Raw genomic sequence first — 25,892 nt, forward strand, 5'->3', positions numbered from 1 at the left:
TATGAAAAAAGCCACCGTAAGGTGGCTTTTTTAATGGGGTATTGCTCTGAAAGCATTTCAATTTAATACTTACCTAGCAATACCCTGCTTGAGTATTAAACTTTGAAGCGCCCAAACATTTGCCGCAGGAAGCCGGCCAAGTGGTTGAGTTGCTCTACTGACTGATTGGCACGATACAACGCCGCATCGGATTGCTGCATCTGGTTGGTGATGTTTTCGGCGCTTTGGGCCATCATGGTGGTGGCATCTTGCTGCTCTTTGGTGGCCAGCGCGATTTCGCTCATTTTCTCCATCACTTGGCTCATATTCTGGCGAATATCCACAATCTTGCCAGCGGCTTCGTTCGACAAACTCACCCCGCTTTGAACTGCATTCAGTGTCGATTCCATATTGCGCACGGCTGCGTTGGTCTCGCCGCGAATCCCGTCAATCATGCCGGTAATTTCCAGCGTGGCCGAGCTGGTGCGTTCGGCCAGTTTGCGCACTTCATCCGCCACCACGGCAAACCCGCGGCCTTGCTCGCCAGCCCGCGCCGCTTCAATCGCTGCATTCAGCGCCAGCAGATTGGTTTGGTCGGCAATTTCTTTAATGACCTGAATAATGCCGCTGATTTCTTGGCTACGCTGATTCAGGCGATCGAGCAGGGAAGACAATTCGCTGACTTCGCTGGCTGATTTGCCCACTTCGGCCGCGACCTCGTTCATGGTTTTGGCTGAATCGGCCGAGAGGGCGCCGGTGTTATTCACCAGATCGTTGGCTTCGCCTGCATTGTCGGCAATGTGGCTGATACTGACGGTGATTTCCTCAATGGTGGCGGCGTTGGTCGCGGCCATATCCGACAGCACGCGTGAATCATTCGCCAGCGTGTTGATCACCTGATTGATCTGCTGCACCCCGCTGGTGAGGTTTTCCGTTTCCTTGCGCAGGTCGCTAAACATAAGCCGCAGGCGATCGGTAAATTGATTAAAGGCTTTGGCGGTTTCGGCGATTTCGTCGTTGCCTTCGATATGAATTTTGCGGGTGAGATCACCTTCACCCTGGGCAATTTCAATCATCCCGTCGCGGACGCGGCGCAGGCCATTGAGCATGCGATTCACCAACACACTGGCCACTGGTACGATCACCAGCAGAATCACCACCAAAGTACCCACGGCTAGCAGCAGCAATTGTTGCAGCGGTTGTTGTACTGCGGCTTCATCGATAATCAACACCAGATAAATATCGCTGTTATCAATCGCGCGGGCGAAGATAAATTTACCGGCACCTGCGACATCAGCACGCAGCATATCACCGCTGCTGGCAATGCCCGCCAGCGCATCGGCGGTCAGGGCTGGGCTCACTTCGGTGCTGGGTTTGGTGACTTTGCTTTGATCTGCGGCAACCAAAACAGCACCGGTTTTATCTACCAGCAGGGCGTAGCCATCGCCGATCAGTTTGATGTTCAGTACGTCTTTAACGATGTCATCCAAAATAATATCGGTACCGATCACACCATAAACTTGGCCTTGCTTTTTGACGGGGGCGGCAAAAGACAAAATCAGTTTTTTGGTGCCCGCATCGATATAGGGCGGGGTCATCACTGTTTTGTCTTCTTTAAGCGCCTGCTGATACCAAGGACGCCCAGTTGGGTCGTAGCCTGGAGGCAGACCCAGATCACGGGTGGTGATCATTTGTTTGTCGTGTACGCCCAAGTAGGCCGAATCAAATTTGGCGCTTTTCTCGGCTTGCAGCAAGGTAGGGATCGGATCTGGTGCAGTTTCCAAGGCTTTAGCCACAGAACTGACGATCATTTTTTTGTCGTCGATCCAGTTACGTAGCATCACGTTGTAACCGGTGGCAATGCCACTCACTTCACTGCGTAAGCCCTGTTCCAGCATCTGGCTGCGCATCTTGATGTATGCGCCCATCGTGAGCAGGGAGGCGATGATGAGCACCAGAACGGCAACGAAGGCGATCAGACGGACGCGCAGAGAAGTAAACATAGTGAGGCCCTTTTGAACTGCGAGGTGGTTATCTAGCAATAGACCAAGATCGGTAATATTGCCAAATTCTAAAGGGCCGGTTTAGGGATGGAAAGCCAACATGGGTTTGGCTTTCGCCTTTATTTCAAGTAATTGAATTCTATGCGCTTCTGCTGTCGCATTTTTAATAGCATCAATGGCGTTGGCAGCGAATAATGCCTGACACTTCCTGAATTCTGGCGAATATTTTTTGTAATTGTTCGTTGTCGCGGATTTCAATTGTGAGCGCGATCCGCGAGCGGCCATCGCGGGCTTGCATATTCGCCGCGCTCACATTGATTTTTTCGCGCGACATAATATCGGTGAGATCGCGCAATAAATTGGGGCGCTCATTGGCTTCCACTTGAATATCCACCGCAAAAACATGGCCATTACCCTGCAAATTACCCCATTCGGCTTTAATGAGTCGCTCTGGTGTATCGGCGGCGAGGCGTTTCAGCGCTAAGCAATCGCAGCGGTGAATAGAAATACCGCGTCCTTTGGTCACATAACCCATAACCGGGTCGGGTGGCACGGGCTTGCAGCACTTGGCCAGCATGGTCATCAGTTTGTCGATGCCCTCGATCAAGATCCCCTCGCCATGCTGGCTGGCGCGAGCCGCTTTCACGAAGTCTTCTGGTGTTTCTTCGGCCGGTGGTTCGGCGGGGCGCTGTGCATCGCTAAAGGCCAGATTGAGCTCACGCAGGCTGATTTCACCTTGGCCCAGGCCAACATACACCTCATCAATGGTTTTGCACTGCAGGCGGCTGGCGACGGTATCCTGATTCAGATTGCTCGCGCCGGCGCGCGACGCTTCCTTGTCATACAGGTTTTTGCCCGCTTCGAGCGCTACATCGAGATTTTGCTGGCGAATCCAGTGGCGGATTTTTTGCGCTGCCCGATGGCTTTTCACATAGCCTTGGTGCAGCCAATCAAGGCTAGGCCCGCCTTCTTTGGTGGCCAGAATCTCAATACGCTGGCCGTTTTCCAGCGCGGTATTCAAGGGCACGATCTGGCCATTGATCTTGGCCCCACGGCAGCGATGCCCCAGATCTGTGTGCAGGTGATAGGCAAAGTCCACCGGCGTGCTGCCTTTGGGCAGGGCAATCACCCGCCCGGCGGGGGTGAGCACATAGATGGTGTCCTGAAACAGCTCGGCTTTGAAGGCGTCGGTAAACTTATCATCGGCGGCGACATCTTCACGCCAATCCAGCAGCTGGCGTAGCCAGGCGATTTTTTCTTCATAGCGCGCATCGCCGTGGCCGCCTTCTTTGTAGCGCCAGTGGGCTGCCACGCCATGTTCGGCATGATCGTGCATCTCAAAAGTGCGGATTTGCACTTCCACCGCTTTATCCTGCGGGCCAATCACCGCCGTGTGCAGGCTGCGATAGAAATTGCCTTTGGGTTGGGCGATATAGTCGTCAAATTCGCCCGGGATCGGCTGCCACAGGTTGTGCACAATCCCGAGTACTGTGTAGCAATCTTTTACATCATCCACCAGCACGCGCACGGCGCGGATATCGTAGAGCTCGGAAAAATCGAGCTTTTTCTTCTGCATCTTTTTCCAGATGCTGTAAATGTGTTTAGGCCGCCCCATCAAATCCACGTGAGTAACGCCGGCTTTGGCCAGCTCGCGCCGCAGCGTCTCCAGCACATCGGTGATGAAATGCTCGCGATCTACCCGCCGCTCGTCCAGGAGCTTGGCGATTTTTTTGTAGGTGTCGGTATGCAGGAAGCGAAAACCGAGGTCTTCCAGCTCCCATTTGATTTGCCACACCCCCAGCCGGTTGGCCAGTGGGGCAAACACATCCAGTGTTTCCTGCGCGATTTTGCGGCGGCGCTCTTCGGGCAATTTGGCAATGCTGTGCATGGTTTGGGTGCGCCAAGCCAATTTGATCAGCACTGCGCGAATGTCTTCCACCATCGCCAGCAGCATTTTGCGCTGCGCTTCAACCTGCTGGGCGTAGTCATCGGCTTTGCCACTGGCGGGTTTTGCCAGCGCGCGTAGCTTGCGCACTTTGCTCACGCCATCCACCAGCTTGCTGACCACCGGGCCAAAGCGTTTTTCAATCGCTTCGGCGGATTTATCCAGTTTGTCCGGGATGCAAAATAGCAGGCTGGCAATGACCGCGTTGGCATCCATGCGCAAATCGGCCACGATGGAGGCGCTGGCCACCGCGTGTAAAAACAGCGGCTCGTCGGTATCGGTATTGAGTGCATCGCCATACACCTCGGCAATCCAGTCCAGCGCTTCGCGCAGGCGCGTGAGCTCGGCCGGAGCATAGCGCTCGGCCAGCGCGGCCAGCCAGCGATCTGGGTCGGCCGCTTCAGCAATCGATTGGGCAAGGGGGCGGGTAACTGCAACCATGAAAAACGTAGCCTCTAACAGTCGGGCGGCCAGCAAAACGGGCACAAGCGGGGGCCGGCAGGCGCCGGTGAGCTCCGATTGGCAGAAAAAACTGCCAGCACACTGAATTTTGCCGAAAATAGTGGGTCTGTGATAGCGAAATTATGAACTGAAACCTGTCATGCCCAGAAAACTATTGCGTCGATATTTGCCAGATCAAGCCCAGTTGCAAGAAAACCGGGTGCTACGGCGCTTTGCGCACTGGTTTGAGCACCCTAATTACTGGCATCTGAATCGACGCTCGGTGGCGGGTGGTTTGGCGGCCGGCATGCTGGGCGGGCTGATTCCGGGGCCTTTGCAGATTATCACGGCTTCGCTGCTGGCCTGGTGGTGGCGGGTGAATTTACCGGTGGCGGTGCTGGGCACTTTTTACACTAATCCCCTGACTATTGGCCCTTTGTATTGGCTGGCCTTCACCTTGGGGAGTTGGGTGACGGGCCAGGATGGCGTTGCCACCATGGCGCAAATGCCGTCGCTGTGGCAACTGGGGTTGTGGGATTGGCTGCTGGCGTTGCCAGATTGGCTGGCAGCACTGGGCGCGCCTCTATTGGTTGGGCTGCCACTGCTGGGGATTTTGCTGGCGCTTGGGGCGTTTGTACTGGTGCAGCTGGGGTGGCGCCTATCGGTGTATCGCTCGGTGGCCAAGCGTAATCAACGTGTGCAGGCCAATACCGAGGGTGGGTATAAAAAAGCGAGCTAATCGCTCGCTTTTCATCGCATCTGCTGCGCTGACTCAGTAATTGTTTTTGGCCAGATAGATTTCATCCTGCAGCCGGTGCAAGAGCTCCAGTCGGCCGGGGGCGATGTCGCCGCTTGCCACGGCGGCGGTGACTTGGCAGCCGGGCTCTTGCCGGTGGCGGCAATTGGCAAAGCGACATTGGCCAATATACGGCACAAAATCGGCCATCAAGCGCGGCAAGTCTTCAGCCGCCACGTGGGCGAGCCCAAATGATTGCAAACCCGGTGAATCAATCAACTCGGCCGTTTCATCTAGCTTATATAGCTGCGCGTGGGTGGTGGTGTGTTTGCCGGAATCCAGCGCCTGTGAAATCTCATTCACCCGCGCATTCGCGTCAGGAATCAGCGCATTGGTGATGGTGGATTTGCCCATGCCCGATTGCCCCACCAGTACGCTCACCTGGCCGGCTAGCCATGGCCGTAGCGGGCTTAAATCCTGTTTGGCCGAGATTTCTACGACCGGATATGCATAGCGCTGATAGTAGGCCAGCCGCGCGCGGGCTTGCTCGCTTTCAGGGAGGTCACATTTATTCAGGCAAATCAGTGGGCGGATGCCGGCTTCGGCAGCGGCTAAGAGTGCCCGGCCAATCAGTTCATCCGAAAAGCTGGGCACTGGCGCCACCACGATGATGATTTGCGTGACATTGGCTGCGATGAGTTTGCTTTTCCACTGATCAGAGCGATAGAGCAGGGTTTGCCGCTCTAGTGCCTTATTGATCACCGCTTGTTCTTGATTCAGTACGGTGATGGCTACCCGATCGCCGCAGGCATAATCGGTTTTTTTGCCGCGGGTGGAGGCCGACAGGCGTTGGCCATCGGCTAATTCCACAATATAAACTTTGCCGTAACTGGTAACGATGCGGGCGGTGGTGTCGGTCATGAGGTCCTGAAGTCGCTAGGGCTTAAGTAAATCCACCCGCGCGGCACAAATAAAATCATTACGTGAAAGGCCGCCGGCCGAGTGGGTATTCCAGCTCAGCTTGCAGCGCGAAAAGGTTAACTCCATGGCCGGGTGGTGATCTTGCTGGTGCGCAAGATAAGCCACCGCGTTGGCAAAGGCCATGGTCTCGTGGAAATTGCGAAAGCGGAAGATTTTTTCCAGCGAGCCATTATTGATAATCCAGTCGTGCACCTCGGTGCACAACATTTCGGCGGCGACTTCATCGAGTTTGTCAGCTTTTGCGGCGCAGTGTTCGTCAGCCAGTGCCATGGTGCGCTCCTTGTTTGGCGGGGGTAAACAGTGTCTTTCTAGCACGGTTTTTTACCCTCGCCAGCGCAATCTCATCCTTGGGCTAAGCGTTGCAAGGCAGCAATTCGCAAGCTGGCCGGTGGGTGGCTGTCATAAAACATACTGTGCAGCGGATCAGGTGTGAGCGTGGCGGCATTATCGCGGTACAGCTTCACCAAAGCCGCCACCAAATCACTGGCCGCAGTCTGGCTGGCGGCATAGGCATCGGCTTCATATTCATGCCGGCGCGACATCAGTGAGCCCAGCGGGGAAAAGATAAAGGTAAACACTGGCAAGACCAGGAAAAACAGCAGCAAAGCGCTGGCCGTTGAAGCGCTTTGCACGCCCAAGCCCTGATAAAACCACAGCTCGGTTTTGAGCTGGCCCAATAGCCACAATAGGCCCAGCATCAGGGCAAAAGTCCAGATCAGGCGTTTGGCAATATGGCGGTGTTTGAAATGCCCTAGCTCATGCGCGAGCACGGCTTCCACTTCTTGCGGAGCCAGATGATTGAGCAGGGTATCGAAAAACACAATGCGCTTGGCTTTGCCTAGGCCGGTAAAGTAGGCATTGCCGTGGCTAGAGCGTTTGCTGCCATCCATCACAAACAGGCCATTACTTTGAAAACCGCAGCGCGCCAGCAAGGTTTCAATCCGCGTTTTCATTTCGCCATCGGCCAGCGGCTCAAAGCGATTGAACAGCGGGGCAATATAAGTCGGAAATAGCCACATCAAGAGCAGCGAAAAGCCCAGCCAAGTACCCCAGACATACAGCCACCATTGCTCGCCCATACGCGCCATCAGCCACAGTACCGCAGCGACCAGCGGCAGGCCAATCAGCGCCGCCAATGCGGTGGATTTGAGGGTGTCGGCAATAAAGAGCTTGGGGCTCATCTGATTAAAGCCAAAGCGCGCTTCGATCACAAAGGTGGAAATCCATGCAAACGGCAGGCTTAGCAGCGAATTGGCGATGGCCAAGAGGCTGATCAGGGCCAACCCTTGGGCTATTTCATGGCTGAACCAGCTTTGGCTCAGCTGGCTAAACCACTCGATACCGCCGCCGAGGGTGAAGGCGGCCAACACCATGGCATCAAAAATACTCACAAACAGCCCAAAGCGGGTTTTGGCCACGGTATAGGCGGCCGCCCGGCCATGCGATTCGAGGCTGATTTGCGCGGCAAATTCCGCCGGCACCGTCTGGCGATGGCGCAAAACATGGTTGATATGGCGCATGCCCAGCCATAGTTGCAGCGCAACGCTGGCGACAAGGGCAAACACAAACAGAATAGAAAATTGGCTGGCAGTCATCGGTGGGGCAAGCCGGCCGTAGCGGGCGTGCGCCCAGCGGTACGGTTTGCGGCTAAAATAGCGGTTTGGATTAAATTCAAGCGAGTAAGTATGCCACAAGACCAGAACTACTTGGCGTGGGTTGATATGGAAATGACGGGCCTGGAGCCCGAAACCGACCGCGTACTGGAAATCGCGCTGATCATCACCGACAGCCATCTGAACATCGTGGCCGAAGGCCCGGTGCTAGTGGTGCATCAGCCTGCGAGCGTGCTCGATGCGATGGACGAATGGTGCACGAAAACGCACGGCAATTCCGGCCTTACCGCCCGCGTGCAAGCATCAACGCTGGATGAAGCCGCGGTTGAAGCACAAATGCTCGAGTTTCTGGCGCAATATTGCCCTAAAGGCGCTTCGCCTTTGTGCGGCAACTCGGTGCATCAGGATCGCCGCTTCCTGGTGAAATACATGCCGCAACTGGAAAGCTGGTTCCACTATCGCAATCTGGATGTCTCTACCGTGAAAGAGCTGTGCAAACGCTGGGCTCCACAAGTGGCTAAGCAATTTAAAAAACGTGGCGCGCACACGGCCTTGGCGGATATCCAGGAATCCATCGACGAGATGAAATTTTACCGTGAGCATTTCATCAAGCTGCCGGGGCAGGGCGTGGATGTGACGCTACTGCAAACCGAAGAAGATGACGCGTAAGCATTCGGCCTAGGAGCGGCGATGACTGATTTTCCTGCACCGTTTGCCCGCGAAGTTGACGCGCTAGCCACCGAAATTGGCCAGCTCTTGCTCGCGCGGGGTGAAACGCTGGCGACGGCTGAATCGTGCACCGGTGGTTTGATTGCGGCGGCGATCACCGAGATTGCCGGCTCCAGCGCTTGGTTTGAGCGCGGCTATATCACTTATGCCAACCACGCCAAGGCTGAGATGCTGGATGTGCCACCGGCGTTTATTGACGGGCTGGGCGCGGTGAGCGAACCGGTCGTGGCGGCGATGGCGCAAGGCGCGGCCAGCCATGCCAGCGCCCGCTGGGCGATTGCGGTATCCGGCATCGCCGGGCCCAGTGGCGGCACGCCAGAAAAACCAGTCGGCACGGTGTGGCTGGCTTGGGCGACCCCGGCTGGTATTGTGACCGAACGGCAGGTATTTGCCGGAAACCGTTCACAGATCAGGGCTGCCACGGTATACCGTGCCTTGGAGCGTCTAGCCCAATTATTGCTAGAGGCAGCCTGATGGCACGCGCGGCCCGCTTGCTGGATTTGCTGCAGCTCTTACGCCAGCATCGTTTTCCGGTGAGCGGGCAGGTGCTGGCGGCGGAGCTGGGTATCAGTTTGCGCACGCTGTACCGTGATATTGCCACCCTGCAGGCGCAGGGCGCGGAAATTAGCGGCGAAGCCGGGCTGGGCTATGTGCTCCAGCCCGGTTTTGTTTTGCCGCCGCTGATGTTTGATCAAGATGAGCTGGATGCTGTCTTGCTCGGTTTGAGCTGGGTGGCCGAGCGCACCGATCCGGCCTTGCAAAGCGCCGCGCGGCAGGCCTTGGCCAAAATCAGTGCGGTGCTACCCCCGGAGCGCCGCCCGCAGCCGGGGCAAGCGGTGCAGCTGGTGGGGCCTGTACCCTTGGCGCCCGAGAGTAATACCTTGCTGGCGCAATTGCGCCAAGCGATCCGCCGCCAGCAGGTGCTGCAGATTCATTACCTCGATCTGCAGCAGATTCCGTCGCGCCGCGCCATCTGGCCACTGGCGATTGGCTACTTTGAGCAAGTGCGGGTGCTCGTGGCCTGGTGCGAGTTGCGTCAGAGTTTTCGCCATTTTCGCACCGACCGCATTAGCCACTGCGAGCCATCGGGGGCGCGTTATGCTGGTTCGCGGGCGCAGTTACTGCAGGCTTGGCGCGCGCAGGAAGGCATTGCCCGTAGCGTGGCGACTGCTGACATTTTCTGACACTGGCATGGCGCATAGTGGGGGTACGGGCAGGCCACAGTGGCCAGCTCACTGACCAAACCACGGAGAATGACCATGTCTGCTTTTGACCCTAGCTATGTATTGCTTTATGTCCAAGATCCACAAGCCAGTGCCGCCGCGTATCAGCGCTTACTGGGGCAAGCACCAGTCGAGCTGAGCCCGACGTTTGCGTTGTTTGTGCTGCCGTCTGGGCGCAAACTGGGTTTGTGGCAGCAGGCTGGGGTCTTGCCGGTGGCAGAGGGGCAGGGCGCGCGGGGCGAATTGTGCAGCACGGTGGCTGATCTGGCGGCGCTGGAAGCCGCCCAAACCGCCGGTGTCGCGGCGGGTTGGACGCTAATCCAGCCGATTACGGAAATGGACTTTGGCACGACGCTGGTGCTGGCCGATATCGATGGCCATCGCCTGCGTTACTTCGTGCCAGCCCAAGCTGAAGGCGGGGTTTAGTTCAGGCCATTTAAGCGCAAGGTGAGCTGCACCCGATCGGCAATGCCCAGTTTTTCGTAGCAACTGGTCAAGTGCGCCTTGACCGTGCGTTCGGAAATATTCAAAAAACGGGCGATTTCCTTATTGGCATAGCCTTTGGCGGCGTAGCGGGCGGTTTCCAGTTCCCGCTCGCTCAGGGCCGATAAATCGGGCGCCTGTTGCGCGGGTAAATGGTTGATCGCGGCCAGAATCCGCTGTACCAGGCTGCGGCCGGCCCAGATTTCGCCAGCACTAACCACGGCCATAACTTGCTGCAATAATTCATTCGGTGCGAGCGCGTGGCAGTAGCCGCGTGCTCCCATGCTCAGCCACTGGTGACCTTGCTCATCGCTGGGCACGGTACTGGTGGCAATGCTGGCGTAGCGCTGTAAAGCGGCCCGCCATTTTTCAACAATCTGACATGCTGGATGCTGGGTATCCAGCACCACGATGCTGTCCGGAGCCAAATCCGGCAGTGGATAAGCGACGGGCTGACAACGCTCCCCCCACGCTTGCTGCCAGTGCTTAAGCAGGCCGGCATCTTGGCTGAGCAGATAAATCAACTGACTCATGCGTATTCCAATCTAAGCGGGTATTGTGCTGCAGGGCATTATAGTTAATGCCTGCAGCACAATAGGTAGGGGTAGTATTACTCAGTACGACCGCTGGTCACGCGCTCGCGCTGGATCTTCCATTTGCCACCTTCCTGCACCAGCTCCAGCGTCTTTTGCACGGTGTCGCTGTAGTCTTGCGAGTGGTATTGCTGGGTGAAGGTCACTTCGCTGCGCTCTTTGCTCACCACTTTGCAGCTTGGCTGTTCCAGTTTCAGCGTGATCGGGCCTTCTTTGGTCACGCGCACACGGCGTTTGGCAGCCCAATCGGCGCGGCTGCGGCCGCCACTGGCTTCAAAGCTTTGCGCGTAGAAGCCCAGATAGGTGTCCAGCTGTTTGCCCGACCAGGCGGCCGACCAGTTGCTGACCAGATCGGTGACGGCTTTCTCGCAAGTGCTGCTGTCCGCCGGTTTGGCTTCCGGGGCTGGGGCCGGAGCGGGCATGGCTGGGCGTGGTGGACGACCGGCCAGGGCGGCGTCGCGGTCGAGTTTCACGCTGTCGATCAGATTGCCGCCGCAGGCGATTTTTTCATCATCGCTGATGCTGTCGCCCAGATCATCCGCCGGGGCGGTGTTTTCCAGCGGGGCCAGTTGCAGCGCGCCCAACAGCTGGTGGGTTTGCGCCAGTACGCGCGCTTGCGCCAGCTGGTAGTCAAACTCGCCATTCACCAAGGCGATGCGTGCTTCGAACAATTCGTTTTCGGTATCCAGTACGTCCAAGAGCGAGCGCTGGCCAATGTCGAACTGGCGGCGGAAGGCATCGCGCGATTTCTCGGTGGCCAGCACGTGCTGATCCAGATAGCCGATCTGCTCTTTCAGCTTGGCGGTGTCGTTCCAGGCGATCTGGGTGGTTTGGCGAATATCGCGGCAGACTTTGTCGCGCACTTCATAGGCCACATTCAAGAGCTCGGCGTATTGCGCCGCACGTGCCGTGGTGGTGCCACCGCGGAACAGGTTGTAATTCATCACCAGCTGGATGCTACCGTCGCGGTAGTTGCCATCCAGATTGTCGCGGTTTTTATCCAAACCTTGGCTGGCGCGCAGCTCGAAGGTTGGGTAGTAATCGCTCTTCTTGTTTTGCGCATCGGCGCGAGCGGAACGGATGTTGTACACCGCAGCTTTGAATTGCGGGTTGGTTGCCAGCTGAGTGCGCAGGCTGGCGGTATCGCGCGGCAACACCGAGGCCAGATCAGCTGGTTTGCTCATGTCATTGCTTGGAGCCATGCCGGTCAGGCGTTCGTAGCGGGCGGACACATCATGCAGATTGGAAGACTGGGTCAGCCAATTGGATTCGGCCAGCGCCAAACGGCCGGTGGCGGTTTCCAGATCCACGCGGCGGCCCACGCCAGCATTCACACGCTCGGCGATCTGATCGTAGGTTTCTTTGTGGATGGCGTAATTGTCACGCGCCAGATTCACCAGCTCACGGTAGCGCAAGACATCCAGATACGCCTGGGTGGTTTCCAGCGCCGCTTGATCGCTGGCGGCCAGTAATTCGTAATAGCGAGTCAGTTTGCCATAACCGAGGCGGCGCACTTCGGTTTGGGTGGCAAAGCCATCAAACAACATCTGGCGCAATTCCAGATTCACGCCAGGGTGAGTGAAACTGCCGGTTTTGCTGTTGGGATAATCTTTGTTTTCCACGCCGTAATAGCCATTCAGATCGACGCGTGGATAGTAATTCCCTTTGGCGGCATTTTGCTCTTCGCCCGCGGCTTTGTAGCTCAGCCATTTCATGCGCACTTCAGGGTTTTTGAGGATGGTTTGCTCTACGGCGTCTTTAAGCGTGTTGGCGGCGAAAACCGGGCTAGCGAAAAGGCCAGCCAGCAGCAGAACGAGCGGTTTCATAGATGATCCTTTGTCCGTGTATAACTGATGTCTTTTTATATTAGTAAAATGTGATGTAAGCCCTAGTGGGCCCAGCATGCAGACTGCTAAAATACCACCGGTATATTAAAATCTTCTAATTTTTCCGTCTGGCGCGGTAATTTTTCGCAGATAGTAACCAAGCAAATATGCTATTTCAATGCGCTTAACAATTGTTAACAGTTGTCAGCCATTGGCAAGATCATTTGAAAGCATAGTCCGCCGCCAGCTGCATTGTTGATTTCCAGCTCGCCGCCATGCCGCGCCACTACGGTTTGCACCAGGCTCAGCCCCAAGCCAGCGCCGGATGCACCGCTCGCTAACTGTTTGAATTTTTGCCCCAATTGCATTAGCTGCGCGGCCGATAAACCCGGCCCGTAATCACGCACCGCCAGTATCACCCCGCCGGCATGGCCATCGCGGATGAGGCAATCAATCTGCCCACCACTGGCGGCATACTTGAGTGCATTCTCGATTAAATTACCAATGGCTCGACCCAGCAAGCTGCGATCGGCCGGATAAGCGGCCCAGCGATTTGTTGTACTTTCGCATCGTACGTTAATGCGTACGGCATGCAATTGCGCCTTTTCCCAACAGCTATCGCTTATTTCGTAGCACAGGTCCAATAGATCGGTGGGGGCAAAGTGGTATTGCTGGTGGCGCGCGCGCGCCAGCTGGATAAAGTCTTCGGCCAGCGCCAGCGAGCGTTCGGCATGCTGGCGAATGCGCGCCAGCAGATCAGGCCCGGCTGAAGCGTGCCCAGCGTGCAGCTCCAATAAGGCGAGGATGGCCGATTGTGGCGAGCGCATATCGTGCGAGAGGAAATCCAGCGCCTCATCGCGGGCTGCTTGGGCAGCTTGCACCACGCTCAGGTCCGTTAAGCTCATTACCCAGCCCAGCAATTGCTGCTGCCGATCCAGCCGCGGGCGGCAGCTGAGCAAGACGGCTGCGCCATCTGCCAGCTGCAGATTCTGGGTGTAGCCTGTTGGTGCAAACAACGCCGCAGCCTCCAGCTGCGCGCCCTGCGCGGCCAGTAGTGCCAAAACCTGCGGTCGTGACTCGCTCTCCAGCTTGGGCAATAGCCGCTGGGCGGCCGGATTACTCAGCACCACCGCGCCATCGGCATCGCAAATCAACACCCCATCGGCCAGCTGAGCCAGACTTTCGTGCACCAAACGGCGCAGGCCGGCCAGTTGGCCCACGGCATGGCCCAGGGTGGCCATTTTGCGCCCCAGCACATCGGCGCCGGCGCCAGATTGGGGCAGACTGGCCAAGACCGGGTCTTCGGCACGGATGCGCGCTAGCTCGCGGGCAAAAAAGCGCACCGCCAGCTCCAGCCGCAGCCAGCTCCAGATCGGATACAGCAAGACCACGCTACATAAAGCCGCCAGCGGCGCCACCAGCACTTGGGTGCTGGCAAGTAGCCAACTGGTGCAGAGTACGATGGCCGGCAGGCTGATCAGCAAGGCCAGCAGCGCCCATTGTGGGCGGGTATAGCGGATGGCCAGCCAGGCCAGTGCCGTCCACAGCGCGGTAAACAGCGCATTTTCTAGCCCCGTGGCACTGCGCCAGTGCAGGCCCTGTTTCAGCATCGCCAAGGTGTGGGCCAAGATTTCGACCCCAGTCATTCGTTGTTCGGCGTGGGTGCTGGGCGTGGCGTAGGCGTCGCCCAAGCCGGTGGCCGCCGCCCCCACCAGCAGGTATTTGCCGCGCAGCAAAGCGGGGTCTACCTTACCGGCCCATACCTCGGCAAAACTGTATTGGGGGTATTGCCCCGCCGGGCCGCTAAAGGCAATCCGTCGTGGCGAGAAATCGGCGGGCACCGCCTGACTATCCAGCGCCAGTAATGCGGCACTCAGGTGCGGCCAGCCGGGCGCCCGCGCGAGCGGCACCTGCCGTACGACGCCATCGGCATCCAGCGTCGGGTGTATATGCCCCAGCCCCGCGGCGGCGGCGGCCAGCGTGGGCAGCGGTAAGACAGTTTGGGTGGTTACGCCGGCGGGTGAGTTCTGCCAGGCATCAAACACCGGCAACACCACATTGCCATTGGCGCGGAGCGCCTTGGCCAGCTGCGCATCGCTGCTCGGCTCGGCGGCTTCGCTAAAAATCACATCGTAGCCAATGGCTTTGGCGGGTAGCTGCTGCAGGCGGTCCAACAGCTGGGCGTGTAATTCGCGCGGCCACGGCCAGCGCCCCAGCGCGGCGATGCTGGTGTCATCGATGACGATCAGCGCGATCTCGGGGTCGGCGGGGCGGTTTTGCTGGCGGCTGGCCCAATCCTGCAGCAATAAATCGCCGCGCCCCAGCCCATTTTGATAGCCAAGCAGCGCACTGGCCGTCAGCAGCAAAAGCGGCAGCGCCCATGGCGTTATCCTCGCCAGCAGGCGCAGTGGGCTGTGCTGGGCGATCCTGGCGAACCAGATCAAGGGCAGGCGCATGCCTTACTGCTTCTGCCGCACAGGCTGGCCATTGGCATCCACAATCCCGCGACCATTGCTGCTGCACAGTACCGGGGGCAGATTCAGTTTGCGTGGCTTGGAAAAGCCCGAGCGCATGCCGTACTGATTGATGGTTTCTAGGCGGATAAAGTAATCGATGCAGCCCAGTGGTAGATCAAGCTTGGCCTGCGGCTCGCTGACGGTGCGATCAATCAGCGGCTGGGCAAAACTGCGCTCGGTGGCAATCTGGAGCTGATATTGCTGCTGCGCTTCGCCGGCCCATTGCACGGTCAGGCCATCGGCAAACGCCAGAGTGGGCTCGGGCGCGACTGGGGCTGGCACCACCTGCAGCGCGCTCACCGGGCTAAACGGCCCGCGGCTGGCGGCGCTATCGGCTTGCTCTAGCGTGGCCACGCGCCAGTAATATTGGCCGGCTGTGGCGAGGCTGTGATCCCAGCGGCATAGGCTGCCCTGGCTAATGTGTTGCTGGGTATGGCTCAGAAAGTCTTTGCTGCTGCTGATTTCAAACAGATACCCCTTGGCATCTTCATCGCCTGCGCAAATAAAACTCCGCGCGCCGGTGGGAATGGGCTTGCCAGCCAGTGGTGCCTGCAGCAGTGGCGCTTGTGGCGTGGTTTTCAGTTTAACGGTTTGAATTTGCTCTAGGCCTTGCAGGCCATTGCGGCTTTGCAGCCGCACCCGCAGGCGGTAGTCGCCATCAGTCAGCGGGCCGGTGAGCGTGAGTTGTGGGCCGCGTTCCACCCACAATAGCCGCGGCGGGGTGTCTAAGGTTTCGAGCTGGCCCACGAGGAGGTCCCCATCGCTCACGGCGGGCAGCGGCAGGGTGTAGGGCAGGGCATCGATTTGTGTGGGCGGCGTTATCCATACTGGCGCGGCCGGCAGGGCTTGCACGCTGGGGGCCTGGCCGGCTTCGCGCAGCCAGCCCTCGCCCGGGGCCAATTCGGCTTGAGCCTGAGCGCTGCTGATCGCGACTTTGCCTTCCACCAAGTCGGTGAGTGCGCGCTGCCCGCTGGTGGCTACGCCAAAGCGGGTACCACGTACGCCGGTGACCGCCAGCGGCGTTTTCACTTCAAAGCGCGAACCGCTAGTTTGCGGCTGGACGGCAAAATCGGCGCGGCCGGCTTTAAGCTGTAATTCGGTCTGGCGCAGATTGGCTTGGGGCATCGCGCGCATTTTTTGCAGCCCAAACTGGCTATTGGGTGACACATACAGCTGGCTACCGTCGCTCAGCAGCAGGCCTACCCAGCCATTGGCCCCCGCGCGAATCACGTCGCCTTCCCGCAAGGTCTGGCCGGCAGCCAGCGGTTTACCGCGATTGGGACCAGCGCTAATGCTGACCTCACCGCGCACCAGTTGTACCGTGGCCGTTTGCGGTTGGCCACGCAAGAGGCGCACCGGTATTGACAAGCTGCTGCCGGGCTGCAGGATATTCGGGTCGCTGATTTTGTTCAGCTTGGCCACCACTGCCCAATCGCTGGGGCGCAGTAATTGCTGGCGCGCCAGCGTGTAGAGGTTGTCGCCGGCTTTGACTTGATACTGAATGGTGGCTTCGTTGGCGTGCACCAGTGTGCTCGCGCTGGCCAGCACGGCGCAGCCGGCTAGCAATACCGCCAGCTGGTGCAGAGAAAAATGCTTCATACGGTTGAATCCTGCAGGGAAGTAGCGGCTGTGCCGGGGGCGGTATCGCTTAGCGCATCCAGCCGGTAGCCATGGCCATACACGGCGCTTAAACGAAAGCCGCGCTCGGGGCGCAGTTGTAATTTGCTGCGCAAGGCGGAAATATGCGTATCGAGGCTGCGCGAAGACAACTCCACGGCCAGCCCCCACACGGTTTCCTGTAAATACTGGCGCGACACCAGCTGGCCCAGATGCTCAAACAGGACCACAGCCAAGTCGTATTCGCGCTCTTTCAGCGGCTGCGGCGCGCCGGCGTAATGGATGATCTTGGCCTGCCGATCGAGGGTGAATTCACCAAACTGGCTCTGGCTGCTTTGGCTAGCCGGGTAGGTGCGCCGCGCCATGGCCATAATTCGCGCCTGCAGCTCGCTGGTGCGCAGCGGTTTGGTCATAAAATCATCGGCGCCGGCGGTCAGGCTGGTGACCACATCGGCTTCGCTGCTGCGCAGGGTCAGCATAATGATCGGGGTGTTGGCGCCCAATTGCTGGCGAACAAATTGAATCACCTCAATGCCACTGCGATCGGGTAGCTCCCAATCGACCAGCAATAAATCATAGGTATCGCGCCGTAGCTGGCGAATTAGCTCGTCTGCACGGCTATACCCTGTGATCTGATGGCCCATCTGGCCCACGGTCTGTACCACCAGCGCCAGCTGGTCGGCATCATCGTCTAGTGCAGCGATCCGCATCATGCTGTGGCCGGCGAGGCCGGCAAAGGATGAAATGCGGCCATTTTACCAAAAGCCGCGCCTTACATTTGTTTGAATTGGCCGGCGTGGCTGCGCGAGAGTGGTAAGGGCTCGCTCACGGCTTTTAAATGCACGCGCTGGCGGCCGAGTAAATCACGGTCAATTTTCAAAATCGCCGGCAGGCTGACGATATAGCTGCGGTGAATTTGCGCAAAGCGGCTTGGGTCGAGCTGCGGCAGCAGCTCTTTGAGCGAAGTGCGGATCAAATGCCGCTCATGCGCGGTAATGATCTCGGTGTATTTTTCATTGGCCTGAAAATACAGCACCTCCTCGCAGGCCACCAGCCGCGTGGTTTCGGCTAGCCCCGTGGTTAGCCAGTGCAGATAGGTGGGGGCGGCGGGGCTGAGTTGCCGCAGTAGCTGGCTTAAATCCAGCGTGGCGGGGTCGAGCGCGGCCGGGCGCGCTTGGCTGCGCTGCAGTTTGGCCACGCATTGGGCCAGCCGCTCATCGCTGACTGGCTTAAGCAGATAATCGACCGCGTTGTGTTCAAAGGCGGCCACCGCGTATTCGTCATACGCGGTCACAAACACGATGCGCGTGTGCTGCTGGGTGCCCGCCACCTGCAAGCCCGATAAGCCCGGCATGCGGATATCCAAAAACGCCAATTCGGGCTGCTGGCTGGCCAAGATCGCGCTGGCTTCCAGCCCGTTACGGGCAATGCCAATAATTTGCAGCGCGGGCCACAGCTGTTGCAGCCGCTCGGCCAGCGCCTGGGCCAGCAGCGGTTCATCATCGGCGATCAGGGCGCGCAGCGGGGTGGGGCTCATGGGTGAGTTTCCTGAATGGCGGTTGCGGTTGCGCTGGGCTCCAGCTCGAAGGGCAGGCGGATTTCGGCCAGGACACCGCGGCCGGCCGGGTGCGGATAAATCGCCAGCTGGCCATCCGCGCCATACAGCGCCTCTAGCCGCGCGCGCACATTCGCCAGGCCAATGCCGCTGCTGGCCTCACTTTGCGCCGACCAGCCGAGCCCGCTATCGAGCACCTGCAGGCACAGCTGCTGGCCAGTGTGCGTCGCGCGAACGATGATTTCGCCACCCTCAATCGCCGGCTCGATGCCGTGTTCTAGCGCGTTTTCAACCAAGGGCTGCAAGAGCAGCGGCGGTAGCCGCGCCGCGCGGGTGGCCGGCTCGATTTCCAAGCGATAGCGCAGGCGCTCACCCAAGCGGATGGCGCTGATGGCCAGCAGGGCTTCCAGCAGGTGTAGCTCATCAGCCAGCGTGCTATGGCGCTGGCGGGTGCGGCTTAGGCTGGCACGCAGATAATTATTCAAGTGTTCAAGCATGATTTGCGCCCGCCCCGGTTCGCGGCTAATCAGGCTATGCACATTGGCAAGGGTGTTAAACAGAAAATGCGGCTCAATCTGCGCTTGCAGCATGGCCAGCTGGCTGGCGGTTTCGGCCTGCCTCGCCTCGGCTTCACGGCGCTGGGCTTTTTCCATTTCGGTTTTAAACGCCATCGAGTGATACCAGATCACAAAAAACGCGCAGGCCACCACCGAAATGGCCAGCGTAATCGCCAGCGAGCGCCATTGGCCGCTGGGGTCGGCCAGCATGTAATCCAAATAATTGGGCTCGCCAAACCAGCTGGCGACATGAAAGCCGCTATACACCCCCAACAGCATGGCAATCGGGGTGCGCCAATTCCACTGCACGCGCGGGAAAGCCCGGCACAGCAAATAATTAAATACGCCAATCGAGGCGCCAATGCTGTGCGCGATCAGCATATTGCTACTGAATTCGCGCCCGGCTTCGATGATGGTCAAAAAGCCGCCGATGCAGCTATTGATCACCAGCAAAATCAGCACTTCCTGCCACCAAGGCTGCTCGGGTAATTCATAGCGGGTGGAGAAAATAGCCACGCGAAATCCTTGGGCAATAATTGAATAAGTAGGGCGGCGTTGTTAGAAATAGTAGCGCAACAACAGTTGCCAACGCTCGCCGGCTTGTGCGCCATAGTGGCTCAAGGCGCTGCCACTGCTGTGGGTCCATTGCAGGGCCAGATCGGCTTGCGCCCAATGATAGCGGGCTTCGAGCCACTGCTGGTGGCTGTGATCGACCAGATCATGATTAAGCATCAGGCTGAGCTCCAGCTGTGGCCAAAATGCCTTGTTCCAGCTCACCAGCGCAAACAGATTGTGCTGGGTGGGCGGGGCTTGCAGCAGGCCGGCGGCCTGGCGATAGCGGCCATAGCGCGGTAAATCTTGCTGCAAAGCCTGCCACTGCGCCTGATTGGCCGCGCGGCCGTTGTAGTGGTATTCCAGCGTGCTGCTCAGGCTGCTGCCGGCCAGTGGCCAGGTCACCGTCGCGCCGGTAGCAATTTGCTGTTGCCAGTGGGTATCACCTGCAGTGCCCGATGCTGCAAGCAGATCATGGCTATACCCCCCGCTGTATTCGGCAAACAGCGTGGTGGCGTCATTGGCCAGCAGGCTAATATTCAATCCCCACTGCGGCGGGGCGCCACTTTCGGCCAGCATCAGCCCTTGCACACTCCAGCGCTCATTCAGGCTAGGGCTGTAGCTCAGCAGCATGCGGTGGGCCGGGTTGCTGGCGGCCCAGTCGGGTGAGAAAGGACTGCTGCTGCGCTGATCGCCCAGCTTGGGTGAATAAGCCAGGCTGGCCGCGCCGCCGGCCCACAACCACTGGCTGCGCCACATGCCGCTGCCGAGGCGGTTTTCCCGCAGGCTATCGGGGGCAATCGACACAATCGAGCGCAGCGCGCCCACTTTAAAATAATCGGTGGGGTTGTAGCCCAGCGCCACGCCCTGGCGCAGATTAATCCGCCCCAGCTGATGCACCCAATCCGGGCTGGCTTGCCAGCTAAGATACAACTCTTTCAGAGTATTGGTCTGGCTATCCTGCCAGTGGCCATCGTGGCTGGCTTGCTGCTGGCGTAGATCGAGCCGATTCGCCCCCAGTAAGCGCCAGCCGGGGGCGAAAGTCCAATCCAGCGCCAGATCCAGCGAGATACGCCCATCCTGTATCTCGCCAGCACCGTTATCTGGCTTGAAACTGCCGGCCATACCCTCAATAAAGCCCCGCCATGGCCGCTGCAGTGGCGGGCTGGCGGGCGTTGGTGTGGCAGCATCCAGCAGGGCAAACGCCGCCAACTCATCGCCGCTATTCGGGCTGGCGGGTGTGGCCGGGGCGCTGTCGCTTCCAGTATTCGCCAGCGGCTCATTTGCTGTGATAAACGCGCTCGCCGTCGTGCTCTCGCCGGGGGCGACGAGCGCAGCGGCGTTGGCGTTGGGAGACAGGCTGGTGATGGCACTGGCAATGGCGCTGGCGATGAGGCCAAGGCTGGCGCGCCGCCAATGGTGCCAGCGCCCAGCACGCGGGCGGGGTGGGTTGCGCATTATTCGGCCTTAAAGTTGGGCAGATACTCACGCTGCAGCCAGTTTTCCGGCACGTCGCGATAACGCCAGTCACTACTGCGCACCACGGTAATCCATTTGGGGTCGAGCCCGTCGATGATCACCGTTTCGGTTGGGCGCAGGGCGCCGAGTTGCTGTTCAAACTTGCGATAAAAAGCGGTTTTCAGCAAACGATCGCTACTGGAATAAAACCGCGCCTTGATCGGCTGCAAGCTGGTTTTATCCAGCCAGTAATCGATGCGGTGGTATGTTACCTCTGGCGTTTTGGCGCTGAGCTTGAGTAAATACGCTTGGCGCGGCTGCTGCTGACCATCTTGCACCGCTTCTTCACCGGCGAGCTGGGCGCTGTAATCCACGGCCAGATTCACCGTGACCACATCGCCATTGGCCGCCTGCCCCAGTAAACGCTGCTGTGGCGAGATGCGCACGCTGGCCTTGCTGGCCGGATCGAAAAACCACAGGTCGTTGCCGTTTTTCAGCAGCAATTTGCCGTTATCACGCTGCGGGGCCACAAAGCGGATCAGGTTGCGGTATTGGCCCGTATTGGGCTCAGCCCGTGCATACACCGCCAGCGTGGTTTGCTCGGTTTGCTGGCCATTGCGGTATTCGGTCAGCGTGCTGGTGAGGGCAAACGATTGGCTGGGGTTGCGAATGCCATCGCTGGTGGCCAGCAGGCTTTGTGCCGTCGGGGCTGCTGCGGCGCTGGCGGCTAGCAAGGCGCTGGCCAGCAGCAGGCCATAGCGGGGTAGCGGTTTAAACATGGCCTTGCTCCCGAGGGTGGCTGCAATGATGTTCGCTACGGCGTGGCGCCAGCAGGCCGGCGATGCCCACCGCGATTAAGATCAGCGGCCACCACACGCTAAGCAGGCTAAAGAGATTTGGCCACAGGCCCAAGTTGTGGCCGAGAAAAGCCACGCCCAGCAGGATAAGAATGAATGCGTGTTTCATGATGTGCTCCTTCGCGGGTATAAGCCGCTAGATTAGGTTTGATATGGTTTCAATCGGCATACTCGGCTAGGTATATCTGGCAGGGTAGGCCGATGGGTTTAGGCATGCCGCAAGGCATCGACAATATTCAGCGCGCTGGCACGGCGGGCGGGCCACCAGGCCGAGAATGCAGCCACCAGCAAGAGCCCCAGCGCGCTCCCCAGCAACATCCCCCATTCGCCCCACACCCGCACGGTGAGCGCCACGGGTTCGCTATTGCCCGGTGGCATCCAGGTCAGGCCGCTGTGGTTAATCACATAAGCCAGCAAGAGAGCCAAGCTCAGGCCGGTGACGGCGCTGGCGGCGCCTAGCAGCACGCCTTCACATAAAAACAGCTGGCGGATACCGCGGGCCCGCAAGCCCATGGCCCGCAAGGTGCCGATTTCGACTGTGCGCTCCACAATCGCCATATTCATGGTGTTGCCCACCGTGAACAGCACGATGGCGCCGATCAGGATGGCGATAAAGCCGAAGATGGCGGCAAACATGCCGGTGATCTGGCCGTAACTGGGGTTTAAGGTGGCGAAATCCTGCACCGCCAGTGGCTGCGCCTTAAACTGGCTGCGCAGCAGGGTTTCAAGCCGTTCGCGGGCGGCGGGCATTTGGGACGTGTGTTTCAGCTGCACCACCACCGCGGTGACTTTGGGCGTGTCTTGGCCGTAAATCAGCTGTTGCGCCTGGCGCAGATGCAGGGTGATGGCGATATCGTCCAGCTCTTTCACCCCCAGCTGCTCGGCTTTCACCACATCCAGCGCCGCCACATTGGGCGCGCCATGCGCATTGGCGGCCAACAGCTCAATCCGTGTGCCGGCTTGAGCGGCTGGCGCTGCTGGGTTTTGGCTGGCTGCGCCCAAGGCAGCTAGATCAGTGGGTGTCGCGGTTTTGCTGGCATCCATCGCCTCGTGTGCGGGTTGCGGGCAATGTTTGACGTTTAATTCGCCACACAGCTGCAATACCCGTGCCACGCCCGTGCCGATGGTGGCGCCATTGGGCGCGCTGCCGGTGAGCGGCAGTAAGCGGGCGGCGCCGGGAAAGCGGTAGTCATTCCATTGCCGCAGCTGATTTTGCTCGTCCACCACCACGCCGCTACCTAGCACAGTGCGCGATACTCCAGCATTAAAATTTCCGGCAATCCCGCCCAGGCTGAGCGTGGGGGTCACGACCGTGAGCATTGGCCGCAATACCGGGTCGGCTTCGATGGTGCGGATTAAGCGCTGGTAATCGACAATGCCGTAGGCAGCCGGGTTGCCGCTGCCAAACAGAAAATAATCACGATGTTGAATTTGCAAATGGCCGCTGCTGCGCACAAAGCCGGTTTGCAGGCCCAGATTGATATTGCCGCTATAGCCGCCGAACAAAAGCACGGCCATCAAGCCGATGGTCATCGCCAGCAAGGTGGCCAGCGAGCGGCGGCGATTGCGCGTTAGATTGCGCGCGGCCAAAGTCAGGATTTTCATGCGTAGGCCCTCTCAGGGTGCGGCTGGCTTGCCAGGTTGCGGCTTTCGACGATGCGGCCATCGCGGATAAACACCGCCTCATCGGCCGCCGCCAGCACTTGCGGATCGTGGGAAGAAAAAATAAACGACACCTGCAGATCGCGTTGCATCTGCCGCATCAGCGCGATAATTGCCGCGCCGGTGGCTTGATCGAGATTGGCCGTGGGCTCATCCGCCAGAATCCATTGCGCATTGGTGGCCAGCGCCCGGGCAATAGCCACCCGTTGGCGTTGCCCGCCCGAGAGTTGGCCGGGGCGATGCTGGGCCTTGTCGGCAAGGCCGACTGCAGCGAGTAATTCCATCACGCGGTTGCGCCGCACCTGAGGTGGCACTTTGGCCAGAATCAGTGGGTATTCGACGTTTTCATAGGCCGATAACACCGGCAGCAAATTAAAGTTTTGAAAAATAAACCCAATCTGCCGGGCCCGAAAATCCGCCAGCTGATCGTCATTCAGCCGCGATAAAGGCTGGCCATTGAGGATGATTTCGCCGCTTGTGGGGCGATCGAGCGCGCCAATTAAATTCAGCAATGTGGTTTTGCCACTGCCGGAGGGGCCGGAAAGTACGGTAAAGCGATTGGGCTGAATATCCAGCTGGATATCGGTCAGCGCCGGCACGCTAATGTCGTCCAGCCGGTAGCGCTTGTTCAGCTGGCGAATTTGCAAGATAGACATGGTGGTTTCCTTCAGATCGCTAGTGAGCTAGCAGTGGATGTCACTACTGTATGGCGTTGGCATGGGCGGTGCTGGTGGCTGCGACGAGCTGCATGGCCGCGGGATAAAACGCCACCCGCACCGATGAATGACCGCGCTTTAGAAGGTGCCGCTGACCGCAATCGCCATAAACGGCGCTGGATCGTGCTTTTCCTGGCTGATTTCGCGTTCTTGGGCGTCGTGCAGGGTGAGCTTGCCCGCCAGACCTGCGCCCAGATAGGCATCCAGTCGCATAAACGGGCTAAAGGCATAGCCGGCGCGCACAAACACCGGCACCGTGGTTTGCTCTAGTACTCCGCCTGCGGCCACGGTATTGTTGGCGGCGAGCCGGCTGCTGTAGCTGCGGATGGTGGCGCCGGTGGCCAGCTCCAGTTTGGGCAGGGGGGACCAGCTTAGCTCCAGCCCTGCCGGGCCAACGGGGCCGGCGCTAAATGGGTTGTGCAGGCGCAAGCTGGGACTAATCCGCCAATCGACCACAATAAACGGAAAGGCGCTGGTGTTCTCTAAACCGCTCCAAGCCGAAATACCCAGCCCGAGCAAGAGATCGGGGCTCCATGCGCGCGCAATAAAGCCGGTTGCACCGTAGCCGAGGGCATCACTGCGCTTGGCATCGGCTTCGCCGGCGTATTCGATCCCCGGCGCGATTTGATAAATCCAGCCATCTTGGCTGGCGTACTGATAGCTCACACTGAGCCCGGCCCGTTCAAGGGTTTGCCATGGCGCGCGCCCGCCCCAAGCTTTGGGCTGGGTAAAGGTCCATTTTTGCTTGCCGCCGCTGATGTCGAGCCCCAGAGTGCGCTGCGGATCGAGGCGGTGTTGCACACCAATGCCCACTTGCTGCCAGTTAAAGCGCGCTTCGCCGCCGCGATTGAGTTCAAAATCGCGCGTGAATAAATAGCTGGCGCTGTAATCAACGCTTGTGTCGTTGGCGTAAGCCAGCCACGGGGTGCTGAGCGCCATTAGCGTCAGCCAGATCGATCGATGCATGGTGTTCTCCAGTTGTATGATGAGACCGCAGGGCGGTGCGAGCACTGTACGCAGCGGCGGCAGAGCACTGGATGACATGCGATTAAATGCCTTTAGCATCGATAAACGCACCGGATGGGCGATAAAGTGCCGGCTGGGGGCTAGCCCCTTGGTAAAACGGGCCGTGACTTGGCGGGGGTAAAATGCCGCAGCGCTGGGCGGCAAGGTTGACGCCTGCGCCCGCTGCGGCTCAGACTTTGGTTTTTCGGACAGCAGGAACGCAAAAAACCATGACAACGGTAGTGGTGGTGCGCAAAGACGGCCAGATTGCTATTGCGGCAGATAGCCAATCAACTTTTGGAGATATGCGGCTGGGTGCGCTGGACGATGCGCGCTGGAATAAGATTTTCCAGCACGATGGCAGCTATTTCGCCATTTGCGGCAGCGCCGCGCATGATCTGGTGCTGCAATCGGCGCTCAAACGGATTAAGAACCTTGATTTTACCAGCCGCGCCGCCATCTTTGAGTCATTCCGCAAATTACACGCCAAGCTCAAGGAAGAGTTTTACCTCAAGCCCGAAGAGGAAGAGGACGACCCTTACGAGTCGAGCCAGATGACGGTGCTAATCGCCAATGCCTACGGCATTTTTGGCGTTTATAGCCTGCGCGAAGTGTATGAGTTTCAGCGATTCTGGGCGATGGGCAGCGGCCGCGATTACGCGATTGGGGCCATGCATGCGCTGTATGACACGCTCGATGCCGCGGCCTTGGCCAAAGCCGGCATCGAGGCCGGCTGCGCCTTTGATGTGAGCTCTAGTCTGCCGATGACCAGCTATCAGCTCACCGAGCAGCTGGGCTAGCCGGCCGCAAGCCGGCGGTGGGCTTCGGGTATAATGCGCGGCAAT

The 25,892-nt window shown here is 58.9% G+C and carries 24 protein-coding genes; 6 read left to right on the forward strand and 18 right to left on the reverse strand.

Going from position 1 to position 25,892, the window contains the following annotated elements:
- Positions 1–95: 95 nt before the first annotated feature.
- Positions 96–1,982, reverse strand: a complete 1,887-nt coding sequence (locus tag QV747_RS08465; RefSeq protein ID WP_273432096.1) for a methyl-accepting chemotaxis protein — start codon at positions 1,980–1,982, stop codon at positions 96–98.
- Positions 1,983–2,154: 172 nt separating this feature from the next.
- Positions 2,155–4,368 (reverse strand): bifunctional (p)ppGpp synthetase/guanosine-3',5'-bis(diphosphate) 3'-pyrophosphohydrolase, encoded by a 2,214-nt coding sequence (locus tag QV747_RS08470; protein ID WP_273432098.1) that lies wholly within the window; start codon positions 4,366–4,368, stop codon positions 2,155–2,157.
- Between the two features lie 160 nt (positions 4,369–4,528).
- Here QV747_RS08470 and QV747_RS08475 point away from each other — a divergent pair, with 160 nt between their 5' ends.
- Entirely contained in the window at positions 4,529–5,107 is a 579-nt protein-coding gene (locus QV747_RS08475; RefSeq protein WP_273432100.1) for a DUF2062 domain-containing protein, read from the forward strand.
- Positions 5,108–5,140: 33 nt separating this feature from the next.
- Here the strand turns inward: QV747_RS08475 and rsgA are convergent, their stop codons facing one another.
- From rsgA to QV747_RS08490, 3 genes are all read right to left on the reverse strand, one after another.
- Complete coding sequence (gene rsgA, locus QV747_RS08480) at positions 5,141–6,025, reverse strand: ribosome small subunit-dependent GTPase A (protein ID WP_273432102.1); 885 nt, start codon at positions 6,023–6,025, stop codon at positions 5,141–5,143.
- Between the two features lie 15 nt (positions 6,026–6,040).
- Positions 6,041–6,355, reverse strand: a complete 315-nt coding sequence (locus QV747_RS08485) for a 4a-hydroxytetrahydrobiopterin dehydratase (RefSeq protein ID WP_028449309.1) — start codon at positions 6,353–6,355, stop codon at positions 6,041–6,043.
- 71 nt (positions 6,356–6,426) lie between these two features.
- Positions 6,427–7,779, reverse strand: coding sequence for a M48 family metallopeptidase (locus tag QV747_RS08490; protein ID WP_308445258.1), 1,353 nt, complete (start codon positions 7,777–7,779; stop codon positions 6,427–6,429).
- Here QV747_RS08490 and orn point away from each other — a divergent pair.
- The 4 genes from orn to QV747_RS08510 all read left to right on the forward strand — a co-directional run bounded on the left by orn (position 7,771) and on the right by QV747_RS08510 (position 10,076).
- Positions 7,771–8,367, forward strand: a complete 597-nt coding sequence (gene orn / locus QV747_RS08495) for an oligoribonuclease (RefSeq protein WP_052190494.1) — start codon at positions 7,771–7,773, stop codon at positions 8,365–8,367. The genes QV747_RS08490 and orn overlap by 9 nt on opposite strands.
- 21 nt (positions 8,368–8,388) lie before the next feature.
- Positions 8,389–8,901, forward strand: a complete 513-nt coding sequence (locus tag QV747_RS08500) for a CinA family protein (protein ID WP_273432105.1) — start codon at positions 8,389–8,391, stop codon at positions 8,899–8,901.
- Positions 8,901–9,611 (forward strand): YafY family protein, encoded by a 711-nt coding sequence (locus tag QV747_RS08505; RefSeq protein WP_273432106.1) that lies wholly within the window; start codon positions 8,901–8,903, stop codon positions 9,609–9,611. Before QV747_RS08500 ends, QV747_RS08505 begins: the two co-directional genes overlap by 1 nt.
- A gap of 75 nt (positions 9,612–9,686) precedes the next feature.
- The gene (locus tag QV747_RS08510; RefSeq protein ID WP_273432108.1) at positions 9,687–10,076 is read left to right on the forward strand and encodes a VOC family protein; all 390 of its coding nucleotides are present in this window, start codon (positions 9,687–9,689) and stop codon (positions 10,074–10,076) included.
- Here the strand turns inward: QV747_RS08510 and QV747_RS08515 are convergent.
- The 13 genes from QV747_RS08515 to QV747_RS08575 form a co-directional block, all read right to left on the reverse strand.
- Positions 10,073–10,666 (reverse strand): response regulator transcription factor, encoded by a 594-nt coding sequence (locus tag QV747_RS08515; protein WP_047391359.1) that lies wholly within the window; start codon positions 10,664–10,666, stop codon positions 10,073–10,075. The genes QV747_RS08510 and QV747_RS08515 overlap by 4 nt on opposite strands.
- Before the next feature lie 77 nt (positions 10,667–10,743).
- Complete coding sequence (locus tag QV747_RS08520) at positions 10,744–12,552, reverse strand: TolC family outer membrane protein (RefSeq protein ID WP_288791497.1); 1,809 nt, start codon at positions 12,550–12,552, stop codon at positions 10,744–10,746.
- 194 nt (positions 12,553–12,746) lie between these two features.
- Positions 12,747–15,008 (reverse strand): CHASE2 domain-containing protein, encoded by a 2,262-nt coding sequence (locus QV747_RS08525; RefSeq protein WP_273432721.1) that lies wholly within the window; start codon positions 15,006–15,008, stop codon positions 12,747–12,749.
- 3 nt (positions 15,009–15,011) lie between these two features.
- Positions 15,012–16,667, reverse strand: a complete 1,656-nt coding sequence (locus tag QV747_RS08530) for a FecR domain-containing protein (RefSeq protein ID WP_273432723.1) — start codon at positions 16,665–16,667, stop codon at positions 15,012–15,014.
- Entirely contained in the window at positions 16,664–17,398 is a 735-nt protein-coding gene (locus QV747_RS08535) for a response regulator transcription factor (RefSeq protein WP_273432725.1), read from the reverse strand. Before QV747_RS08535 ends, QV747_RS08530 begins: the two co-directional genes overlap by 4 nt.
- A gap of 59 nt (positions 17,399–17,457) precedes the next feature.
- Positions 17,458–18,222 carry a LytTR family DNA-binding domain-containing protein gene (locus tag QV747_RS08540; protein WP_273432727.1) on the reverse strand — a complete coding sequence of 255 codons (765 nt, stop codon included), beginning with the start codon at positions 18,220–18,222 and terminating at the stop codon, positions 17,458–17,460.
- Positions 18,219–19,313: a sensor histidine kinase gene (locus QV747_RS08545; RefSeq protein WP_273432729.1), complete on the reverse strand. Its 1,095-nt coding sequence runs from the start codon at positions 19,311–19,313 to the stop codon at positions 18,219–18,221. Before QV747_RS08545 ends, QV747_RS08540 begins: the two co-directional genes overlap by 4 nt.
- A gap of 42 nt (positions 19,314–19,355) precedes the next feature.
- Complete coding sequence (locus tag QV747_RS08550) at positions 19,356–20,807, reverse strand: hypothetical protein (protein WP_273432731.1); 1,452 nt, start codon at positions 20,805–20,807, stop codon at positions 19,356–19,358.
- Positions 20,807–21,586 carry an outer membrane lipoprotein-sorting protein gene (locus QV747_RS08555; protein ID WP_047395148.1) on the reverse strand — a complete coding sequence of 260 codons (780 nt, stop codon included), beginning with the start codon at positions 21,584–21,586 and terminating at the stop codon, positions 20,807–20,809. The genes QV747_RS08550 and QV747_RS08555 overlap by 1 nt, the downstream gene beginning before the upstream one ends.
- Positions 21,579–21,773: a LiaI-LiaF-like domain-containing protein gene (locus QV747_RS08560; RefSeq protein WP_273432734.1), complete on the reverse strand. Its 195-nt coding sequence runs from the start codon at positions 21,771–21,773 to the stop codon at positions 21,579–21,581. The genes QV747_RS08555 and QV747_RS08560 overlap by 8 nt, the downstream gene beginning before the upstream one ends.
- 98 nt (positions 21,774–21,871) lie before the next feature.
- On the reverse strand, positions 21,872–23,269 hold the full coding sequence (locus QV747_RS08565; protein ID WP_273432736.1) for an ABC transporter permease: 1,398 nt from the start codon (positions 23,267–23,269) through the stop codon (positions 21,872–21,874).
- Positions 23,266–23,982: an ABC transporter ATP-binding protein gene (locus QV747_RS08570; protein ID WP_273432738.1), complete on the reverse strand. Its 717-nt coding sequence runs from the start codon at positions 23,980–23,982 to the stop codon at positions 23,266–23,268. Before QV747_RS08570 ends, QV747_RS08565 begins: the two co-directional genes overlap by 4 nt.
- A gap of 138 nt (positions 23,983–24,120) precedes the next feature.
- Positions 24,121–25,008 carry a hypothetical protein gene (locus QV747_RS08575; protein ID WP_273432740.1) on the reverse strand — a complete coding sequence of 296 codons (888 nt, stop codon included), beginning with the start codon at positions 25,006–25,008 and terminating at the stop codon, positions 24,121–24,123.
- A 269-nt stretch (positions 25,009–25,277) separates the two neighbouring features.
- On the opposite strand from QV747_RS08575, the gene QV747_RS08580 reads away from it, so the two are divergent.
- Entirely contained in the window at positions 25,278–25,847 is a 570-nt protein-coding gene (locus tag QV747_RS08580; RefSeq protein WP_047395162.1) for an MFS transporter, read from the forward strand.
- Positions 25,848–25,892: the final 45 nt, after the last annotated feature.

It is taken from the genome of uncultured Chitinibacter sp. (genome assembly GCF_945957625.1).
Classification (GTDB): domain Bacteria; phylum Pseudomonadota; class Gammaproteobacteria; order Burkholderiales; family Chitinibacteraceae; genus Chitinibacter; species Chitinibacter tainanensis.

Bases quoted from the DNA above. Each gene is read 5' to 3' on its own strand.
- QV747_RS08465 (WP_273432096.1), bottom strand. From the start codon at position 1,982: ATGTTTACTTCTCTGCGCGTCCGTCTGATCGCCTTCGTTGCCGTTCTG.
- QV747_RS08470 (WP_273432098.1), bottom strand. From the start codon at position 4,368: ATGGTTGCAGTTACCCGCCCCCTTGCCCAATCGATTGCTGAAGCGGCC.
- QV747_RS08475 (WP_273432100.1), top strand. From the start codon at position 4,529: ATGCCCAGAAAACTATTGCGTCGATATTTGCCAGATCAAGCCCAGTTG.
- rsgA (WP_273432102.1), bottom strand. From the start codon at position 6,025: ATGACCGACACCACCGCCCGCATCGTTACCAGTTACGGCAAAGTTTAT.
- QV747_RS08485 (WP_028449309.1), bottom strand. From the start codon at position 6,355: ATGGCACTGGCTGACGAACACTGCGCCGCAAAAGCTGACAAACTCGAT.
- orn (WP_052190494.1), top strand. From the start codon at position 7,771: ATGCCACAAGACCAGAACTACTTGGCGTGGGTTGATATGGAAATGACG.
- QV747_RS08500 (WP_273432105.1), top strand. From the start codon at position 8,389: ATGACTGATTTTCCTGCACCGTTTGCCCGCGAAGTTGACGCGCTAGCC.
- QV747_RS08505 (WP_273432106.1), top strand. From the start codon at position 8,901: ATGGCACGCGCGGCCCGCTTGCTGGATTTGCTGCAGCTCTTACGCCAG.
- QV747_RS08510 (WP_273432108.1), top strand. From the start codon at position 9,687: ATGTCTGCTTTTGACCCTAGCTATGTATTGCTTTATGTCCAAGATCCA.
- QV747_RS08515 (WP_047391359.1), bottom strand. From the start codon at position 10,666: ATGAGTCAGTTGATTTATCTGCTCAGCCAAGATGCCGGCCTGCTTAAG.
- QV747_RS08520 (WP_288791497.1), bottom strand. From the start codon at position 12,552: ATGAAACCGCTCGTTCTGCTGCTGGCTGGCCTTTTCGCTAGCCCGGTT.
- QV747_RS08525 (WP_273432721.1), bottom strand. From the start codon at position 15,008: ATGCGCCTGCCCTTGATCTGGTTCGCCAGGATCGCCCAGCACAGCCCA.
- QV747_RS08530 (WP_273432723.1), bottom strand. From the start codon at position 16,667: ATGAAGCATTTTTCTCTGCACCAGCTGGCGGTATTGCTAGCCGGCTGC.
- QV747_RS08535 (WP_273432725.1), bottom strand. From the start codon at position 17,398: ATGATGCGGATCGCTGCACTAGACGATGATGCCGACCAGCTGGCGCTG.
- QV747_RS08540 (WP_273432727.1), bottom strand. From the start codon at position 18,222: ATGAGCCCCACCCCGCTGCGCGCCCTGATCGCCGATGATGAACCGCTG.
- QV747_RS08550 (WP_273432731.1), bottom strand. From the start codon at position 20,807: ATGCGCAACCCACCCCGCCCGCGTGCTGGGCGCTGGCACCATTGGCGG.
- QV747_RS08555 (WP_047395148.1), bottom strand. From the start codon at position 21,586: ATGTTTAAACCGCTACCCCGCTATGGCCTGCTGCTGGCCAGCGCCTTG.
- QV747_RS08560 (WP_273432734.1), bottom strand. From the start codon at position 21,773: ATGAAACACGCATTCATTCTTATCCTGCTGGGCGTGGCTTTTCTCGGC.
- QV747_RS08565 (WP_273432736.1), bottom strand. From the start codon at position 23,269: ATGAAAATCCTGACTTTGGCCGCGCGCAATCTAACGCGCAATCGCCGC.
- QV747_RS08570 (WP_273432738.1), bottom strand. From the start codon at position 23,982: ATGTCTATCTTGCAAATTCGCCAGCTGAACAAGCGCTACCGGCTGGAC.
- QV747_RS08575 (WP_273432740.1), bottom strand. From the start codon at position 25,008: ATGCATCGATCGATCTGGCTGACGCTAATGGCGCTCAGCACCCCGTGG.
- QV747_RS08580 (WP_047395162.1), top strand. From the start codon at position 25,278: ATGACAACGGTAGTGGTGGTGCGCAAAGACGGCCAGATTGCTATTGCG.